An 18,334-nucleotide genomic window follows, 5' to 3' on the forward strand; every position below is an offset into this window, starting at 1 on the left:
GCCAATGCGCCGCCTAGCCACGGCGACCTTGGGGGGTCGACGGCAACACGGTGGAGTTCCGTTTCATAGGTGCCGAGCCATCCCCCCGCAAAATGCGAAAGCCTGTCGCAGGGCGTTGTTAGAGTCTGTTCGCTCAAGGGGAGAATCGGCGAGGGGATTTCGAACGGGCATGGAAGCTCTACTGATATTCGGCTGCATCTGGATCGCGGGCTGGGCCTCGTATCGAATCGGTCGCTACATCCTGAAAGAGCGGTACTTTGCTGGCGAGGAGTTCTTAAACCATAAGAACCACATCGCATCCTTTGTCGCCGAGCACAACGAACTTGCCCACTACATTGCCGAGATTCGTAGCCGTGGGTCGTTTCAGCTTGGTGCGTCGTTCACCGGTTCGCAGGCGCATCTGGCGTCGTTCCAAAACACCAGTAACTGGAACTACCGCCGGGATCGGAACGTGGCGAATTACCAGGCACCGAATGTGCACAATTGTTCGCTACAAGTTGTGCGTAACGCCAGCGGCGATTCCCTCAAGTACGTGATGAAGTACTTCAACATCAAGGCTGATGAGACACATCTCGCTGACGTCGAGAACCTTGGTGACAACATCGCACGCCTGCAGGAGGCTGTCTACAACCTCCAGCAGCGAGAGGCGAGCATCACGCAGTCGATCAACCCGCCTGCATTCATATTGAAGCACTACGCGGGTGAGTTCATGAAGCACGTCGGGGTGGAGTTGTCGCCAATCACGGTTCCCTACCCGGTCTATGTCTTCGAGTACGTGAGTGCCGGTGGGAACAGCTCGCAGCGCACTACAGTCACATTGAATACCACGACAATCGACGCACTCATCGAGACGCTTTCACAGAAAATCCGCTGGCGAAAGAGTGCGGCGGGCCAGCGCGCGCTGATGACCTCCAGGCTGCGGAACGCCATCAAGGCACGCGACAACCACACCTGCCGATACTGTTCGGTGTCGCTCGCAGCAGAGCCCCACCTCCTTCTGGAGGTGGATCACATCATCCCGATTTCCAGGGGTGGTTTATCGACTCAGGAGAATCTGCAGACTCTCTGCTGGCGGTGCAACCGGACCAAGTCGAATAAGGTTGCCTGACAGCTCCGCGCGGACAGGGAGTGGGCAGGCTGGAGTGCGAAACCGCGTGGCCCTACGAAGCTGCCCAGACTGGCGAAGTCAGCGCCGCTGAATCGTGCGATCCCAATTGCTACTCGCTAGATATCCGCCGTTCCCCGTCGATGCTGTTATAGCGACCCCGACGTGCGTCGGCCACGGCCTGACTCAACAGGCGCGCTATTACGTCGGCTTCCTCCACTGACATCATGATCGTCACCGGAACGGGCTCTTCAACCTGCGCGTCGTAGCGGGCGTCGATACTCCCATAGGGGAATAGGCTGATTGTCTCGTGGGTCACTTTGCCGTGTTCATCGACCGCCGCTGACGAGTCGACGTATGGAGTGACATCGAATTCGGTGTGGTTCATGCTCACATACATGGCGTCAAATTACCGGCCACGGTGGTGGTTGTGGGGCGTTTGGACGGGTCCGTCAAGCACATGAATCGGGCATCGAGCCAGTAGTCGCCTGAATCTGGCCACGACTGATATCTAATTTGGCTAGACCCTGGTTTTTGACTTCGGCGGAGGCCCGCTGACCTTCACGGTCGACAGCCATGGCTTCAAGTCGACGCGGAACGCACCGAGGTCGCTCGGGTCATCAAGTCGGGCAACGGTTCCTAACCCGTATCAGGCGTCGTGCACCCCAACTTCCAGAGCACCAACGCATGCGCCTGAAGCCTGAGCCCAACTAGAAGCGAGTCCCTAACTACAATGGGGTTCGATGCAGTCTGAACAATCTCCAGGCTGCCATCTGGCCGATTGCCTCGTGCGTTCGCATATGCGCGTGACACCGAGGGGTGCGTCAATCCGCTGATGAACATCCAGACACTGGCCGCATACCTCCCTATCCAGTGGGCACCGTTTTCAGTGTCCGAGCCCTGCCTTCGTTGCGCCTCGTAGAACGCTTGATAGACGATGCCTTCGTAGCCGCCGGGTATGCCTCCGTTGAATTCACTCTTGTCGATGCCGAAGATGTCTGCGGTCTCAAGCAGCTTGGCCATCCGGCGATCCCAAGCGGCCTTTTCCTTCGCCTGAAGCTTGGCGATTCCCGAGCGAGTCTCGGCGGTGTCGTCGTCGCGCAAGTGGGTGGCGCTTGATGTCGAATTGAGGTACTTGCGGTCAAAGTTCATCTCGGATTTTTGAGCCTGCAGCAGTCGAACAAAGCGCTCGCGTCTGTCGCTCCCACCTAATACCCACGCAGCCTGCGCACTGTGCTCAATTACGCCACGGATCAGTGGATACGCCGCGTACTCGGGTATCTTAACCCGGCCCGACCTCACCGGAAGAATGCCGTGCAGTGCCCTGAGAAACTCGATGGACCCACGGACGTAGTGCTGACACAGACGCGGCAGGTCGATCAAATCCTGCGCGGCGTCCCGGTCCCCAGCCATCCGGCTGCCGTCGGCAATTTCTGTGGGCTTCGAACCGATGATCGCGGGCAGCGTAGCGAATATGTCGATCAGGGTCTCGTGGGGATCGTCGGAGAGCTCAGTCGGAATCTTGAAGGGCCGCGCGTGGTCGCTGGGCCGGTTACCGGTCTTGGATTTCGCCTTGTCTTTTTTCCGACGACGGTCACCTCTGTTTGACATGATTGGCAAAGTCTAGATCCCGAACCCAAGCGGGCCGTTAGCTTTTCGCCTGCAACGCATTCATGCGAGAAACTGCAGCATCCATAGGGCCGCGTTCGACGCGAGTTGCTACCGAATAATCTTCGCCGCTGAGTTCCACAACACCGCTTTCCTTTCGGTCGGCAACAGCGACGAAGTGTCTAACGACCGTCTCGACGCAGGCATATTCGCGGGCCAATGAGTCGGAATGCTGCGGCTTGCCGCGACATCCGGTGCCTTGCGTCCATTTGGGGTACACCCATACTCGACAGTCACCACCGCATCATCGAGTGTCGAACTAGGGTCCAATCGCTATTTGATTGACATATGTCCATCAAACTCTTAGGGTCTAGTTTGACAGCACGACCCACCAGAGGAGGCGGACATGGGACAGCGCATCGGCTACCAGCGGGTGAGCACGGTCGAACAGAACACCGACCGGCAACTCGACGGCGTCGAGCTGGACAAGCTGTTCACCGACAAGGCCAGCGGTAAAAACACCGACCGGCCCGAGCTGGCCCGTGCCGTCGACTACGCACGTGAGGGCGACACTCTGGTCGTTCACTCGATGGACCGACTCGCACGCAACCTAGATGACCTTCGTCGTCTCGTAAGGGAACTGACCGCACAGGGCGTCAAGGTCGAGTTCGTCAAAGAGAACCTGACTTTTGCCGGCGATGACTCGCCCATGAACACACTGCTGCTGTCCATGCTGGGAGCGGTCGCGGAATTTGAACGCTCGATGATCCTTGAGCGTCAGCGCGAGGGTATCGCCATCGCCAAGGCTGCTGGCAAGTACAAGGGCCGCAAGGCGTCACTGACGGATGAGCAGGCCGGTGTGATTCGTACCCGCCTGATTGCCGGTGAGTCCGTTACCGCCCTTGCCCGTGAATATGGCGTCAGTCGCCAGACCGTCTACAACTACGCGGGCTGACACGCTCGCTGACATGACCCCCTGGGGGTGTCAGAAACACGACGCTGCCGGCCTCCTCGTACGGCCAGCGTCCGCTCTCTCTTTGCGGAATCTCAGCCCGTAAGCGGCCAAGTTGCACCCTTGAGACCCCTGGTGTTGGCGGCAACGTACAAGCTGTTCAGGGAGTAACCAGCGGCCTGCCCTGCTGCACGCACAGCAAACGCCTCTACCGTGTCATAACCCCGTTCGCGTTGCTCTTCAAGGTGCCTATCGAACCATCTCTGGCAAGAGACCTTCATCTCGCCATCTTTCTGCAACCTGCGGCTATTCAAACTGACTAAGTTATCGGGCGCGCCACCCTGGCAAGCATCGCCACCCACTTTGAACTGCGAAGACATACCCTGGCGAGGGTCGCCACCCTGGCGACTCTCTTTCAAGCGGTAGCGCTTGCCGTTCTTAACCGTGACGACTTCGATCACGCTGTCGTCAGCTAACTTTTCAATCGCCGTATCGAACAGGCCGCGATAGCTACTGCTAATGCTCGTACGCAGATCGCCATGGGCCATTCCATCGACACCGGCGCGACCCAGCCTGTCAGTAATGGCACCCATGACTGACTTCAACCGACCATCCTCGTAACCCTCACGCTCGGCGGCTCTCGTGTTGCCCGCGTCTCGTGCCCGCTGGAGCCTGACGCGCTCAGCGTGCTCGACAAGTTCGACACGGGTCGCATCTGACACCGTCACCACCGCCGCCGACTTCTGCCAATCCCATTCCGTGACTTCATTGCGCTGATGCATGATCGCCAGTAGCGCGGCCACTTTGCACCGCGTGAGCGTGGCATGACCGTCGAGTGCATCGCCCTCGCCTCGCATCCGGTCGAGGTGGCGCTTCTTGATGATTCTCGTTATGTCAGGGTCTGAATAAATAACGTCAACCACACCGTCTTTTCCTGGCGTCCAGACCGGCATGTCCGTCACCAATGGCCCAGGGTCGCAAAATTCTCCGCATTCGATGTTCCGGTCGGTTACAGGCACCCACAGAAACCGCTGCGGGGTGCCGCCAGTCGCATCATTGAATATGACATCGGTGTGGCCCGGCTGCGCACCTACGGATAGGCACGCTCTGTACGAATGCGCGGGCACCTCTCGGCGCGCATCCCGAGTCGCATTCGCCTGACCGAGCTGCTCACCCATCGCCAAACTCTTGATCGTCGGTAACAAGATACTCCCGTGGGCGCTCGACAATCCGGCCATGGTGTCAATCTCTGGAATATCGAAGATAACCGGTGGAATGTCGGCCTTCGGGTCGCGCTTGGTAAACGTCTCGGCAATTCCTTGCCCGGACCCGACGGGCAGCGTGAGAATATCCGTAGGCCACGCACGGGCTGCAACCTTTGTCGCATTCCCTTTGCCCGCCCCGGATGGCCCGACAAAGGCACAGAGCAGGTTCAAGCTGGCACGATCACCGATGACGCCGGGTAGCTGCACATGCGGGGGGACACTGGCCGCGACCCGCAGCAACACCCCTGCGAACACCGCCCACGGTGCAGCCATACGTGACCTCGCCCACCCGTGAATCTTTTCTAACTGTTCACTACCGGAGTTCAGAAAGAACTCTTCCGTTGAAATACTCACATCACTCATTGATTCCTCATTCATGTTTCACCGCGATAAGACGTGCGTTAACCGTTGCCCCCAGAGGGAAGCTAAGAGCAGTTAAGCGCTCTTACGCGCTCCACGACCTAACGGCGTAAACACGGGCATGGGCTTAGGTTCACGCTTAGCACTCTGCTCAAATTGAGCATCGAGCCACACCAGCACGTCAGACCGCCGATAACGAACCTTGCCGCACACAACAGCGGACGGCGGGCCTCCCGGCTTATTCTTGGCGCGGTAATCCTTGAGGGTATTTATTGCAATACCGGTCATTGCCGATACTTCGTCATAGCCCATGAGAATGGGAGTCGACATTAGATGTTTCTTACTGACGATGTCATCCGATGGAACACCCATTGCATTCCGTGTGTCGCCAGGCTCGCCGTCCTTAATGGCGAATCGTCTACGTACCTGGTCCGTCAAACATTACATGCCGATACGTTGAATTCGGAATGGATTGCCAGAAAGTTCTTAATTATCCGGCCAGCATGGCGGCAATGGCATTCGACGCCACCACATGACTAGTCCGGTCCAGATGCCCGTACCGATCCACGGTCGTAGTAATCGACTCGTGGCCCAAGTGCTCCTGAACAGTCTGTAGCGGCACAGGCGGCTGCGCCTGCAACATCCACGACGCGCACGTGTGCCTCATGTCGTGGGGAGTGGGCGACTTGGTTAGAACCGGCTTATCGGGGTTGTTCTTATCCTTAGCCATGGCCCTAGCCCGTGACTTGTTCCATACGTTCGTGCGCCACGTCGATAGCCGGATAGGCCCGCCCTTGGTCGTCGTGAACAGCCACTCGTGTGAGTAGTCGAGCTGATCCAGCACCTTCTTGTCGACGCTGATCGTGCGGTTCGACCTCTTCGTCTTGGGTGCGCCCATCGTGTAGTTAGTGCCGTCTTGCTTCCACGCACGGGCAATGCGCACTGTGCACGCCTTGCGGTCCACGTCGGACGGCTTGAGCGCTGCGGCCTCATTGAACCGGCAACCCGACGCCACCAGGAACTCAACGAACGGTTGGTAGTGCTCTGAGAACGACGCCTTGAGAATCTGGTACTCGTCCGCCGTGAGGAACACCGTTTCGCGTTCCTCGGTGCGCGGCAGCTTCACCCCGTCGCACGGGTTCGCGGCCAGGTGCCCATCCTTGACGGCCTGCTTCAGCGCCCCGGACAGAAACCCGTGCTTGTTCTGCATCGTGCCCGCCTTAGCCCCGTCCGCGTGCATGATGTTGACCCACGCCGCCACGTCAACACGGGACAGTTTGGACAGCGGCAGCGCGCCGAACGCAGGGCCTATGTCGTTCCGCAGGTACCGGCGATAGTCCGTGATGGTCCTGCGTTCGACACCCGACAGGCTGTCAATGTGCTGCTCTAGGTACTGGGAAACGGTCAGGTCCGACAACGGCGTGGCCGTGGTGATCCCGGCGGCCTCTAGCGCCTTGTCCGGCCCGAGCACGTCAACCAGCTTGCAGAAGTTGACTGCTTGCGTGGGATCGGGAAACGACTTGCTCGTCTGCTTGCCGGCGTGCCTGTACAGCACAGACCAGTAGGGGGAACCGTCCTTGCGTCTGCGCGGTCTCACCGATGCCATGGGGGAAATAGTAAACGCCCGCCGTGTTGACGTGATGTTGACGGCGGGCGTTTCTAGTCAGTTTTACTGCTCTGACCTGCTATTTAATTGTGGAGCTGCCGGGAATTGAACCCGGGTCCTACGGCATTCCCTCAAGACTTCTCCGTGCGCAGTTCGCTATGCCTCTACTTGGATCTCCCGGTCACGCGAACAAGCCGAGATGACGATCCCAGTCGCTGTTTGATGTCCCCACGGGCCCCGCGACCGGCCCCGTGGGTGGGTCCCTCTAGTCGATGCCAGGGTCCGGGCCGAGGGCGCTCCCGGTCTGACAGACACGCGGTCGCTACTTAGGCAGCGAGGGCGTAGTCGCGCTGATGAGAATCGGCGCTTAATTGGTTTACAACGACGCTTACGGTGGTCAGTTGCCTGCACCGGCACGCTTCTCTTGATTCGATGCGCGAAGTCGAAACCGTTCAGCCCCTCGCACCCCCGCCGACTTTCGGCAGGACACTCCATCATACCGGTAATGCCGACAAGCTCCACCGAATACCCGGCGCGGCGACAAATGGCCAGGTCAGATGACGTAACCGAGGTTCTCGACGATGCGTCGACCGACCTCGGCGTCACCCTCGAATTCGATGACCACCGGCCGGACCACGCCCAGCGGTCGGCCACCGCAGAGCCGGGTGAACTGCCAGCCGTCCATCCGGATCACCGTGGTCGGTTCGGCGCCGCCGAAGTCTTGTACGACGGCCGCCCGATCACCTACGGCAACGCGGATGGTGCGCGCCATCGGCCCCGTCAGTTCGATCTCGACCCGCGATCCGTCCGGTGCTCCCCCACGCTTGGCGACGACGAACCCCATCATCGTCTCGATCTCGTCGAGCGCCAGCCGCGCTTCGGGCTTCTGCAACGCCGCATCCGACGCCACCCGCACCACGGATTCGCGGATGTCCTGCTCATGCATCCACGAGTCGAATGTGCGGATCCGCATGAAGCGGCCGATGCTGTCCTGCCCGGCCGGCGTCATCGTCGGGGTGTTCCACTCCTCGTCCGACATCGCGGTCAGCGTGGCCCGGCGGTCGTCGGTGACGGCGCGAAACTTCTCCAACAGCTCGGCGCTCGAGAGCGCGGCCATCGATCGGTTCCAGCACTCGTTCATCACCCCGATGGGGTTGTGCACGTGGTCCAGTTCCGAGACGTCGATGTCGGCCTCCGGCACCGGCTCGCCCTTGAGCATCAGCTCGGTGCCGATGAGGTGCGCGACGACATCCCGGACGTGCCAGCCCGGCAGTTCGGTCTGCGTGGTCAGCAGTTCCGCCTCGGAGATGGTGGACAACAATGTGTCCAAGTCATCCCACACCCCGAAGAGGGCGGGCAAGACGTCGGACTTTTCCAGGACGGTCACGGGTCGCGTTGAGCTGCTCACCGGCTGACCGTACGACGACAGACCCCTCCGCACCGGGAAATCCGCGATGCGTCCCAATTCCGTCGTGCGACGATGGCCCCATGGGGGACGACCGGGTCGAGGCGCAACGTCTGCGGGACATCACGGTGATCCGCAAGGTGCGGGACCGGATCGACCGGGAGTACGCCAAGCCGTTGAATGTCGAAGACCTGGCCCGCGGCGCGCACATGTCTGCCGGCCACCTCAGCCGGGAGTTCCGGCGCATCTATGGGGAATCGCCCTACTCGTACCTCATGACGCGACGCATCGAGCGGGCCATGACGCTGCTCCGCCGCGGCGATCTCAGCGTCACGGATGTCTGTTTCGCCGTTGGCTTTTCATCACTGGGCACATTCAGCACCCGATTCGCCGAGCTGGTCGGCGTGGCGCCCAGCGTGTACCGCCGCGACCATTCGCAGGCGGCCGACGGCATTCCCGCCTGCCTGGCCCGTCAAGTCACCAGACCGATCAGGAATCAAGAAGCACCGCCGCACTGACCGCCACTACCGTGACGGGCATGGACATCTCGATTCACTACGCATTCCTGCCCCATACCGACGCCGAAGCCGCGCTCAGGTTCTACCGCGACGACCTCGGCTTCGAGGTTCGGAAAGACGTTGGCTACCAAGACATGAGGTGGATCACCGTCGGGCCGCCCGGGCAGCCGGGGACGTCGATCGTGCTGCACCCGCCGGCCGCGGACCCCGGTATCACCGACGACGAGCGTCGCACCATCCTGGAGTTGCTCGCCAAGGGTTCTTACGGCGCCGCTGTCACGCTGGCCACCGATGATCTCGACGCGCTGTTCGCCCGGCTGGAGGCGGCGGGCGCCGACGTCCTGCAAGAGCCCACCGACCAGGACTACGGCGTGCGGGACTGCGCATTTCGCGATCCGACCGGAAATCTGATCCGGATCAACCAGCTCTGATCCTGCCGGCTACCCGGCGGCGATCATCGCGACCGAGCCGAGCGCCAACGCCATGCCGACGGCCTGCCAGGCCCGCACGCGCTCTTTGAGCACCACCATGGCCAGCGCGACGGTCGCCGCCGGATAGAGGGATATCAGCACACTCGCCAATGACAGCATGGAGGCCTGCAACGCCAGCAGCATCCCCACGTTCGCGATGACGTCGAGCGCCGCCGCGACCAGTGCGAGCTTCAGCGGAAGTCCTTCTGGCAGAGCGAAATTGCGGGTCGCCACCGCGGCGACCATCACCACCGCGGTGGCCGCGAAGCGGGCGAACACCAACGGCCAGAGCTTCGCGTCGTGCGGCACCTGATGGATCACGGCGAAGCTGAGCCCAAACGTCAACCCCGAACCGACCGTCAGCCAGGCGACCTTGGCGGTGAACCGATGGGGTGTCTCGTCCTCATCGGTGGCTTGGGCGCTGACCAGCGCCACCGCGACCAGCGCCAGCGCGATCCCGGCGATCGCCATCGCGCTGGGCCGCTCCCCCATGGCGACGCCGACGGCAATCGGCCCCGCCGACACCAGGATCGCGGTCAACGGCGAGACGACGGATATCGGTCCAGAGCCCAAAGCCGCGTAGAACCACCAGATTCCGAACGCCTGGAGAACGCCGCACAAGACGCCCCAGAGCACCGCATTCGACGAAACCTGGCCGCCGACAACGCACGCCATCACCGTCAGCAGCACGCCGGCGACCGGATATGACACCAGCACCACGCGCAGCGCCGCGACGCGTCTGGACGCGATGCCACCGACGAAATCGCTGATGCCGTAACCCAGGGCCGACAGCAGCGCCAGCAGGACCCCGGTCAGATCTTGCCCTTGAGACGTCGGCCCATCTCGCGGGTGATCTCGCGCTGCGCGTCCCGCTTGGCGATGTCCTGGCGCTTGTCGTGCGCTTCTTTACCGCGGGCCAACGCCAATTCGACCTTGACCCGGCCATCGGAGAAGTACAGCTTCAGCGGCACCAGCGTGTAGTTGCCGTCCCGCAGCTTACCGACCAGCATGTCGATCTGCTTCCGGTGCAGCAACAGCTTTCGGTTGCGCCGCGGCGCATGGTTGGTCCACGTGCCGTGGTGGTACTCGGCGATGTGCAGGTTGCGCAGCCACACCTCGCCGTCGTCCACGGTGGCGAACGCATCGGCCAGCGACGCCAGGCCTTCGCGCAGGCTCTTGACCTCGGTTCCGACCAGCGCGATACCCGCCTCGTAGGTATCGATGATCGAATAGTTGTGTCGCGCTTTGCGGTTGGTGGCAACGACGGAGTTGTTGCCCGACTTGTCCTTGTCGTCCTTCTTCTTCGCCATCGTCATCGCCTGATATACGCGCGCAGCGTGGCGTACGCGGTGATGCCCGACATTCCGAGCCCCAGCAACAACATCCACGGCGCGCAGAAGACGAGGACGTCGGCATAGTCGACCTTGGCGATCAACCCCGCTTGGTAGAACTGGTTGAGCACGTCCTCGAGGAACATTGCGCGCACGATGATCAGCCCGATCACGGCGAGCACCACACCGATCAGCGCGGCGATCAACGCTTCGACGAAGAACGGCAATTGCGTGTACCAGCGCGAGGCGCCGACCAGCCTCATGATGCTGATCTCGGTGCTGCGGGTACGTGCCGCGATCAACACGGTGTTGGCGATCAGCAGCGTCGCGGCGATGGCTTGGACCAGCGCCACGGCGAAGGCCGTTGCGCTCACGCCATCGAGGATGCCGAACAGGCGGTCGACCAACTCCTTCTGATCGGTCACCTGACGCACGCCGGGGCGGCCCCGCAGTGCGTCCTCGAATCCCTTGTGCTGCTCCGGATTGTCCAGCTTGACGACGAACGATGCGGGGAACGCCTTCTTGCTCGCGTAATCCTTGAACGCCGGAATCCGGCGGACCGCGTCGTCGTACGCCTGGTCCCGGTTCATGTAGCGAACCGACTTCACATCCTTGCGATCGTCGATCAACTTACGCAACGACTTACACGGATCCGCGTCGCAGTTCGGGTCGTTGGACGAGACATCGTCGGTCAGGAACACCTGGCTCTCCACGCGGTCCAGGTAGATCTGCTTCGACTGGTCGGCCAGCCGGACCACCAACAGACCACCGCCGAACAGGCCGATGGAGATGGCGGTCGTCAGGATCATGGCGACCGTCATGGTGACGTTGCGACGAAATCCAGTCAGGACTTCATTGACAAGAAAGCCGAAGCGCACTTAGCGATCCATTCCGTAGACGCCGCTCTGCTCATCGCGGATGAGGCGGCCGAGTTCGAGTTCGATGACGCGCTGACGCATCGAGTCGACGATGTGATGGTCGTGGGTGGCCATCACGACCGTCGTGCCGGTGCGGTTGATCCGCTCCAGCAGGTCCATGATGTCGTTGCTCGTCTCAGGGTCCAAGTTGCCGGTGGGTTCGTCGGCCAGCAGCACCAGCGGCTTGTTGACGAAGGCCCGGGCGATCGCCACCCGCTGCTGTTCGCCACCGGACAGCTCGCCGGGCAGCCGGTTAGCCTTGCCCGACAGGCCCACCATCTCCAGCACGTCCGGCACGACGCGGTTGATGGTGTCCGGGCGCTTGCCGATCACCTCGAGCGCGAAAGCGATGTTCTCGAAAACCGTCTTCTGCTGCAGCAACCGGAAGTCCTGGAACACGCAGCCCAGCACCTGACGCAGGCTCGGGATGTGCCGGCTCGGCAGCTTGTTGACGTGGAACTTCGAGACGCGGATGTCACCCGAGGTCGGCACCTCGGCACCGAGGAGCAGACGCATGAACGTCGACTTGCCGGAGCCGGACGGACCGATGAGGAAGACGAACTCACCCTTGTCGATCTTGAGCGACACGTTGTCCAGGGCTGGGCGTGCCGAAGACTTGTAGTTCTTGCTCACGTGGTCGAGGGTGATCATCACGGCACGCCAGTGTAGTCGGACGCTGAGGTGTGACGGTTGAGGCTGACGCTGCTAGCTCGCCGCCGGTGCCGCACCGGGCGAAATGATGGTGGTCGTGACCGGGCCGTCGGGCGGCGCCGCGGCCGGGAGCGGGCCGGGCGGCGGAGAGGGTGCCGGAGCCGGAGTTGGAGCCGGGGCCAGGCCGGGCAGTATCGGCAGCGTGATCGGCGGCAGGCCCGGCGCCGGGGTGATGACCGTCGTGGTGGGCGCGGGCGATGACGTGCTGGACGTGGTCGAGCTGGTCGTGGTCGAACTCGTCGTCGTCGGATCGGTCGTGTCGGTGGTGGTCTCCGTCGGCGTCGGCCGGTACGTCGACTTGGGGCGCGTGTTCACGTCGGTGCGCGGCACCCAGGTGTACTCGGGATTGGGCACGAAGCCGGGCGGCACCACCGCGGGCGGCGGTGTCGGCGCGGGTGGCGGCGGCGCATAGGTCTGGTGGAGCCAGTACGCGACGAAAAAGGCCACGATCAGGCCGACCGTCGACGTTCGCACCCGCCCCAGGATGTAGGCGGGCCAGGCGCGGTCAGCGCGTTTGACCGCGATACGGGACAGCGCATTCATCGTGGTCCGTCCCCCGGCCCTTGGGTCTTTTCCTCTGCGCCACCGACGGTGGCGGGGTGCACCATCGCCTCCACTTCTGGTTCGCTGTCGCGCGGGCTCTCGATGCCGGCCCGGCCCAGCGCGGCGACGACCATGACGCGCAATCGCCGGCCGACCTCGAACTGCTTGCCGGGTAGCGTCCGCGCCACCATCCGCAGGTTCACGGTGTCCAGTTCGATGCTCTCCACACCCATCAGCTGGGGCTTGTCGAGGAGCAGCGCCCGCAATTGGACGTCCGCCATCGCGCGCTCACACACGCGGTTGAGCACGTCATTGACCTTGCCCAGGTCCGCGGTCGTGGGCACCGGGATGTCCACGACGGCACGCGCCCAGTCCTTGGACAGGTTGACGGTCTTGGCGATCTGCCCGTTCGGGATCGTGTAGACCTCGCCGTCGCTGGACCGCAGCTTGGTGACGCGGAGGGTGACGTCCTCGACGGTGCCCTCGGCCGGAATGGTGATGCCGCTGACGGTGAGGGACACGAGGTCACCGAAGCCGTACTGCTTCTCGGTGATGATGAAGAACCCGGCGAGCAGATCCTGCACGATGCGCTGGGCACCGAAGCCCAGTGCGGCGCCCAACACCGCGGCGGGGGCGACCAGCGAGCCGATCGGTATGCCCAGAATTTCGATCACGTCGACCAGCACCACCACCGACACCAGGCCGATGGCCACGTACGAGATCACCGAGGCGACGGCCTGCCGGTGCTTGGTGGTCTCGGACCGGACCAGCGCGTCGCTCTCCTGGAACCGCTCGTCGATGCGGGAGGTGATCCGGTGCGTCATCCAGCCGACGAACCGCGCGATCAGCATCGCCGCGATGACGAGCATGACGATCCGCAGCCCGCGGGTGATGATCCATTCGCCGATCGAGCCCCGCCAGAAGTCGTGCCACTGCTGGGCCCACCAACCGAGCGACTCCGGTTGGCTCGCGGCTATCAGAGAAAAATTAGTCATCGTCTTTTCGGTTGCGCCAGCGGATTCCGGCTTCCAGGAAGCCGTCGATATCGCCGTCGAGAACCGAGGCCGGGTTGCCGACCTCGAACTCGGTGCGCAGGTCCTTCACCATCTGGTAGGGATGCAGCACGTACGAGCGCATCTGGTTGCCCCACGAGCTGCCGCCGTCGCCCTTGAGGGCGTCCATTTCGGCGCGCTCTTCCTGGCGCTTGCGTTCCAGCAGCTTGGCGCTGAGCACTCGCATCGCAGAAACCTTGTTCTGCAGCTGCGATTTCTCGTTCTGACAGGTCACGACGATGCCGGTCGGGATGTGCGTCAGCCGGACCGCCGAGTCGGTGGTGTTCACGGACTGACCACCCGGGCCGCTGGACCGGTAGACGTCGACGCGGATGTCGCCTTCGGGAATGTCGATGGAGTCGGCGGTCTCGACGACCGGCAGTACCTCGACGTCGGCGAACGACGTCTGGCGGCGACTCTGGTTGTCGAAGGGGCTGATCCGCACGAGCCGGTGAGTGCCCTGCTCGACCGACAGCGTGCCGTAGGCGAACGGCGTGTGCACGGCGAAGGTCGCGCTCTTGATGCCCGCCTCCTCTGCGTACGACGTGTCGAAGACCTCGACCGGATACCCGTGCTTCTCGGCCCAGCGGATGTACATGCGCATCAACATCTCGGCCCAGTCGGCGGCGTCCACACCACCGGCGCCGGAGCGGATGGTGACGACCGCCTCTCGCTCGTCGTATTCCCCCGAAAGCAGCGTTCGAACCTCGAGCGCCTCGATGTCCTCTCGCAACTTGGCCAGTTCGGCGTCAGCGTCGGCGAGGGCGTCGGTCTTGGCGGCGCCCTCTTCTTCCTCGGCCAACTCGTAGAGCACGGGCAGGTCCTCGATGCGTCCGCGCAGCTCCTCGACCCGGCGCAGCTCACCCTGTGCGTGCGACAGGCTGCTGGTCACCTTCTGCGCGTTGGCCTGGTCGTCCCACAGCTTGGGATCAGATGCCTCATCTTCGAGTTTGGCGATTCGCGCGCGCAGACCTTCGACGTCGAGCACCCGCTCCACAGTTGTCAGGGTGCTGTCGAGGGCGGCAATGTCGGCTTGACGGTCGAGGTCCACAAAGGATGAGGGTACCGACCAGTGAGACGGACTTTCACATTGCGAGCCCTGATCGCATAGACCGGTTTAGCATCGCCGTGTAACCCGCTCGGCCGCGTCGCGACAGCCCCTTGCGCGCACTGAGCAGAACAAGAAGGCAAACCATACATATGCGCCCTTACCATGTGGCGGTTGTCGGATCCGGCCCGTCAGGGTTTTTCGCTGCCGCGTCACTGTTGAAATTCGCCGATGCGAAGGCCGCCACCGAGGATCCGGTCGACGTGCGCATCGACATGCTCGAGATGCTGCCCACCCCGTGGGGCCTGGTGCGTTCGGGCGTGGCTCCGGACCATCCGAAGATCAAGACGGTGACGGCGCAGTTCGACAAGGTCGCCGACGACCCGCGGTTCCGCTTCTTCGGCAACATCATGGTGGGTGAGCATGTGCACGCCGCCGAGCTTTCCGAGCGGTACGACGCGGTCATCTACGCCATCGGCGCGCAGTCCGACCGGCCGCTGGGTATCCCCGGGGAGGAACTGGAAGGCAGCGTGGCCGCCGTCGACTTCGTCGGCTGGTACAACGCGCATCCGCATTTCGCGGACATGGCCCCGGACGTCACCCAGGATCGGGCGGTGGTGGTCGGCAACGGCAACGTGGCCCTGGACGTGGCCCGCATCCTGGTGAGCGATCCGGGCGAACTGGCGGCCACCGACATCGCCGACCATGCGTTAACGGCCCTCGGTGCGCGCGGGGTCCGCGAAGTCGTGATCGTCGGCCGGCGCGGGCCGCTGCAGGCCCCGTTCACGACACTGGAACTGCGCGAGCTCGGTGACCTGGCGGCCATGGCCGACGTCGACGTGATCGTCGATCCCGCCGACGTCGACGGCATCACCGACGCGGAACTCGAGGCCGCAGGCAAAACTGTGCGGCAGAACATCAAGATCCTGCGCAGCTACGCCGAACGCGGAGCCCTCGGCCGCGCGCGCCGCATCGTCTTCAAGTTCCAGACCTCCCCGATCGAGATCAAGGGCAGCGAGCGGGTCGAGTCAATTGTGTTGGGCCATAACGAGTTGGTCGACGACGGCGGCCGCATCGTCGCCAAGGACAGCGGCAACCGCGAGGAACTGCCGGCGCAGCTGGTGGTTCGCGCGGTGGGCTACCGCGGCGTCCCGACCGCGGGGCTGCCGTTCGACGAGCGCGCCGCGACCATCCCGCACACCGCGGGACGCGTCGAGGGCAGCCGCAACGAATACGTCGTCGGCTGGATCAAGCGTGGGCCCTCCGGCGTCATCGGCAGCAACAAGAAGGACTCGCAGGACACCGTCAACACCCTGATCGAGGACGTCTGCGGGGCCGAGATCGCCGAATTCACGGCGACCCACAGCGACGACCTGGCGGCCTGGTTCCTGTCCCGGCAGCCCGCGTTGGTCACCAATGACCACTGGCGCCTGATCGACGCGCACGAACGGTCGTCCGGCGAAGGCCAGAACCGGCCGCGCGTGAAGCTGACGGATGTGGCGGAGATGCTGCGGGTGGCGCACGGCTGACCAGCCGCGCGCTGCCGCACCTCGACTCCCCTGGGTCGCCTAGTGGCCGGGCCGCAGGATGCCCTGCACCGCGAAAGTCGTCAGGTTGCCGCCCGAATTGAGCAGTGATGAGGTCGCCGTCGATCCGGACAGGACGCCCGAGCTCAACGAACCCACACCGGCCTGGAGGCCGCCGGCGTTGATCGCGGCGATGCCCTCGAGTCCCCCGATGTTGTGCGTGGTGAAGTGCTGGGCAAAGCCGAGCTCACCACCCACTGCGCTGCCCAATCCGTCGAGCGGCCCGCTGTCGGCCAGTGCGATGCCCGCTGGTGCGAGGACCGTCAGACCGCCGGCCATCAGACCCGTCACGAGTACTTTCACAGTCCTGCCGAGCAACGAGATCTGAGACGTGGCCATGCGCGTTGGTGTCCCCTTCTATGGAAAAACTCTGGCTGCGGTCGATTCCGAGCACTGCACGCCACAATGGCTAGCAAGCTCAATGCGATAGCTGACTATTCGCATTACGAATCTATTAGCACAGGGAGACCGGCGAACTAGCCCATTCGATGGAAATTACAGAGAGTGCTGAGCAAACTTCCAGCCAGGCTATGGGTGACGCAGCGTCGAGCGCCGCCGACCGACTACGGCGAAGTGGCGTGTGGCGCGAAGTTCCAGTTGTCGGGGTTCTTGGGCGAGTAGACGACAGGGACGAGCTGGCCCACCGCGGGCCACTCGGCCACGTCGACCGCGATGCGGCCGTAGACCTCGTGCTCGTTCACGCTGGGGCCATTGATGACTCCGGCGACGGTGACGAACTGTTCCCCCGTCGCGTCGGGTCGCGGGCTGACGCCGGTGATCAGTAAGGTCCCGCTCTCCCCGCTACGCGTGCGCCGCAACCACGGGGCAGCCAGCAGTACGAGCGCTCCGAGCAAGACGATGAGCACGACGAATTCCCACACGCACTCATGGTAGGACTGCAGCCATGAGTACCCAGCAAGTAGCGAAGGCGGATTGCGCATGAGCAATGTCGCGGACGACCTCACCCTCGCCCTGAAATTGGCCGATCAGGCCGATGCCGTGACGTTGGACCGCTTCGGCGCGCTCGATCTGCGCATCGAGACCAAGCCGGACCTGACGCCGGTGACCGATGCCGACCAGTCCGTGGAACAGGCGCTGCGCGAGACCTTGTCCGCGGCCCGGCCAGAGGATGCCCTGCTGGGCGAAGAATATGGCGGCACAGCGGTTTTCGCGGGCCGGCAGTGGGTGATCGACCCGATCGACGGCACCAAGAATTTCGTCCGCGGCGTACCGGTGTGGGCGACCTTGATCGCCCTGCTGGAGGACGGCGTGCCGGTCGTCGGTGTCGTCAGCGCGCCGGCTCTGGGACGCCGGTGGTGGGCCGGCACCGGAGAAGGTGCGTTCAGTTCGTTCGGCGGGCGGACACGCCCGATCTCGGTGTCCGGCGTCGATGCGCTGGACGCGGCGAGCCTGTCCTACTCAGATCTGACCACCGGTTGGGAAGACCGGCGCGACGCCTTCGTCGCCCTGACCGACGCCGTGTGGCGAGTGCGGGCCTACGGGGACTTCTGGTCGTACTGCCTCCTGGCCGAAGGCGCGGTCGACATCGCCGTCGAACCAGAGGTGAAGCTGTGGGATCTGGCGGCGCTGGACGTCGTCGTCCGTGAGGCCGGCGGCACGTTCACCAACCTGGCCGGCGCGTCCGGCCCGCACGGCGGCAGCGCCGTCGCGACCAACGGGTTGCTGCACGAGAAAGTGCTCGCCGCCCTGTCCTGACGCCGGCGTCTGTGCCCGAAAACCCGCGTTCAGGCGCGGGTTTTCGGGCGCGTGCCGGCTGGCCGCCAAATGTGAAGTTGATAACACGAGCGTCGTACCTTACTCCGGAGTAAGATACGGTCATAGCGCACTGCCCCAACG

Annotated in this window: 21 protein-coding genes and 1 other RNA gene; 6 read left to right on the top strand and 16 right to left on the bottom strand. The window is 63.3% G+C overall.

Translation table 11 applies throughout. The features are described 5' to 3' along the window. Positions 1-169 precede the first annotated feature (169 nt). Positions 170-1,108: an HNH endonuclease gene (locus ACWW1C_RS18710; protein ID WP_455979780.1), complete on the top strand. Its 939-nt coding sequence runs from the start codon at positions 170-172 to the stop codon at positions 1,106-1,108. 109 nt (positions 1,109-1,217) lie between these two features. On the opposite strand, the gene ACWW1C_RS18715 is transcribed toward ACWW1C_RS18710, so the two are convergent. After that, a complete protein-coding gene (locus ACWW1C_RS18715) occupies positions 1,218-1,505 on the bottom strand; it encodes a hypothetical protein (RefSeq protein WP_455979781.1) in 288 nt (95 codons plus the stop codon). A gap of 239 nt (positions 1,506-1,744) precedes the next feature. Further along, positions 1,745-2,716 carry a hypothetical protein gene (locus ACWW1C_RS18720; RefSeq protein WP_455979782.1) on the bottom strand — a complete coding sequence of 324 codons (972 nt, stop codon included), beginning with the start codon at positions 2,714-2,716 and terminating at the stop codon, positions 1,745-1,747. Between the two features lie 403 nt (positions 2,717-3,119). Between ACWW1C_RS18720 and ACWW1C_RS18725 the strand changes: the two genes are divergently transcribed. After that, positions 3,120-3,668 carry a recombinase family protein gene (locus ACWW1C_RS18725; protein WP_455979783.1) on the top strand — a complete coding sequence of 183 codons (549 nt, stop codon included), beginning with the start codon at positions 3,120-3,122 and terminating at the stop codon, positions 3,666-3,668. Positions 3,669-3,760: 92 nt separating this feature from the next. On the opposite strand, the gene ACWW1C_RS18730 is transcribed toward ACWW1C_RS18725, so the two are convergent. The 5 genes from ACWW1C_RS18730 to ACWW1C_RS18750 form a co-directional block, all read right to left on the bottom strand. Next, complete coding sequence (locus tag ACWW1C_RS18730) at positions 3,761-5,293, bottom strand: hypothetical protein (protein ID WP_455979784.1); 1,533 nt, start codon at positions 5,291-5,293, stop codon at positions 3,761-3,763. Between the two features lie 72 nt (positions 5,294-5,365). Beyond that, positions 5,366-5,662 (bottom strand): helix-turn-helix transcriptional regulator, encoded by a 297-nt coding sequence (locus ACWW1C_RS18735; RefSeq protein WP_455979785.1) that lies wholly within the window; start codon positions 5,660-5,662, stop codon positions 5,366-5,368. Between the two features lie 118 nt (positions 5,663-5,780). Further along, positions 5,781-6,896 carry a tyrosine-type recombinase/integrase gene (locus ACWW1C_RS18740; RefSeq protein ID WP_455979786.1) on the bottom strand — a complete coding sequence of 372 codons (1,116 nt, stop codon included), beginning with the start codon at positions 6,894-6,896 and terminating at the stop codon, positions 5,781-5,783. An 87-nt stretch (positions 6,897-6,983) separates the two neighbouring features. Then, positions 6,984-7,356, bottom strand: a transfer-messenger RNA (tmRNA) gene (gene ssrA, locus ACWW1C_RS18745). 93 nt (positions 7,357-7,449) lie between these two features. Further along, positions 7,450-8,304, bottom strand: a complete 855-nt coding sequence (locus ACWW1C_RS18750; protein WP_455979787.1) for a maleylpyruvate isomerase family mycothiol-dependent enzyme — start codon at positions 8,302-8,304, stop codon at positions 7,450-7,452. 80 nt (positions 8,305-8,384) lie between these two features. On the opposite strand from ACWW1C_RS18750, the gene ACWW1C_RS18755 reads away from it, so the two are divergent. Beyond that, positions 8,385-8,819 carry a helix-turn-helix transcriptional regulator gene (locus tag ACWW1C_RS18755; RefSeq protein WP_455979788.1) on the top strand — a complete coding sequence of 145 codons (435 nt, stop codon included), beginning with the start codon at positions 8,385-8,387 and terminating at the stop codon, positions 8,817-8,819. A 20-nt stretch (positions 8,820-8,839) separates the two neighbouring features. After that, positions 8,840-9,250, top strand: a complete 411-nt coding sequence (locus ACWW1C_RS18760; RefSeq protein ID WP_455979789.1) for a VOC family protein — start codon at positions 8,840-8,842, stop codon at positions 9,248-9,250. Positions 9,251-9,259: 9 nt separating this feature from the next. On the opposite strand, the gene ACWW1C_RS18765 is transcribed toward ACWW1C_RS18760, so the two are convergent. Genes ACWW1C_RS18765 through prfB form a run of 7 tightly spaced genes read right to left on the bottom strand, consistent with a single transcriptional unit; the run spans position 9,260 to position 14,894 of the window. Further along, complete coding sequence (locus tag ACWW1C_RS18765; RefSeq protein WP_455984351.1) at positions 9,260-10,060, bottom strand: EamA family transporter; 801 nt, start codon at positions 10,058-10,060, stop codon at positions 9,260-9,262. A 41-nt stretch (positions 10,061-10,101) separates the two neighbouring features. Next, positions 10,102-10,599, bottom strand: coding sequence for an SsrA-binding protein SmpB (gene smpB, locus ACWW1C_RS18770; protein ID WP_455979790.1), 498 nt, complete (start codon positions 10,597-10,599; stop codon positions 10,102-10,104). Between the two features lie 2 nt (positions 10,600-10,601). Further along, a complete protein-coding gene (gene ftsX, locus ACWW1C_RS18775; protein WP_455979791.1) occupies positions 10,602-11,498 on the bottom strand; it encodes a permease-like cell division protein FtsX in 897 nt (298 codons plus the stop codon). Then, a complete protein-coding gene (ftsE, locus tag ACWW1C_RS18780) occupies positions 11,499-12,188 on the bottom strand; it encodes a cell division ATP-binding protein FtsE (protein ID WP_155907797.1) in 690 nt (229 codons plus the stop codon). Positions 12,189-12,242: 54 nt separating this feature from the next. Further along, positions 12,243-12,791 carry a hypothetical protein gene (locus ACWW1C_RS18785; RefSeq protein WP_455979792.1) on the bottom strand — a complete coding sequence of 183 codons (549 nt, stop codon included), beginning with the start codon at positions 12,789-12,791 and terminating at the stop codon, positions 12,243-12,245. Next, a complete protein-coding gene (locus tag ACWW1C_RS18790; protein WP_455979793.1) occupies positions 12,788-13,786 on the bottom strand; it encodes a mechanosensitive ion channel family protein in 999 nt (332 codons plus the stop codon). The genes ACWW1C_RS18785 and ACWW1C_RS18790 overlap by 4 nt, the downstream gene beginning before the upstream one ends. Then, positions 13,779-14,894 (bottom strand): peptide chain release factor 2, encoded by a 1,116-nt coding sequence (gene prfB / locus ACWW1C_RS18795; RefSeq protein WP_455979794.1) that lies wholly within the window; start codon positions 14,892-14,894, stop codon positions 13,779-13,781. The genes ACWW1C_RS18790 and prfB overlap by 8 nt, the downstream gene beginning before the upstream one ends. Before the next feature lie 149 nt (positions 14,895-15,043). Between prfB and ACWW1C_RS18800 the strand changes: the two genes are divergently transcribed. Continuing rightward, positions 15,044-16,420 carry an FAD-dependent oxidoreductase gene (locus ACWW1C_RS18800; protein ID WP_455979795.1) on the top strand — a complete coding sequence of 459 codons (1,377 nt, stop codon included), beginning with the start codon at positions 15,044-15,046 and terminating at the stop codon, positions 16,418-16,420. Positions 16,421-16,459: 39 nt separating this feature from the next. Here the strand turns inward: ACWW1C_RS18800 and ACWW1C_RS18805 are convergent, their stop codons facing one another. Together ACWW1C_RS18805 and ACWW1C_RS18810 are read right to left on the bottom strand one after the other, a co-directional pair. Further along, positions 16,460-16,816, bottom strand: coding sequence for a hypothetical protein (locus ACWW1C_RS18805; RefSeq protein WP_455979796.1), 357 nt, complete (start codon positions 16,814-16,816; stop codon positions 16,460-16,462). Positions 16,817-17,040: 224 nt separating this feature from the next. Further along, complete coding sequence (locus ACWW1C_RS18810) at positions 17,041-17,358, bottom strand: hypothetical protein (RefSeq protein ID WP_455979797.1); 318 nt, start codon at positions 17,356-17,358, stop codon at positions 17,041-17,043. Between the two features lie 58 nt (positions 17,359-17,416). Here ACWW1C_RS18810 and hisN point away from each other — a divergent pair, with 58 nt between their 5' ends. Then, positions 17,417-18,193, top strand: coding sequence for a histidinol-phosphatase (hisN, locus tag ACWW1C_RS18815; protein ID WP_455979798.1), 777 nt, complete (start codon positions 17,417-17,419; stop codon positions 18,191-18,193). Positions 18,194-18,334 lie beyond the last annotated feature (141 nt).

It is taken from the genome of Mycobacterium sp. HM-7 (assembly GCF_053852335.1).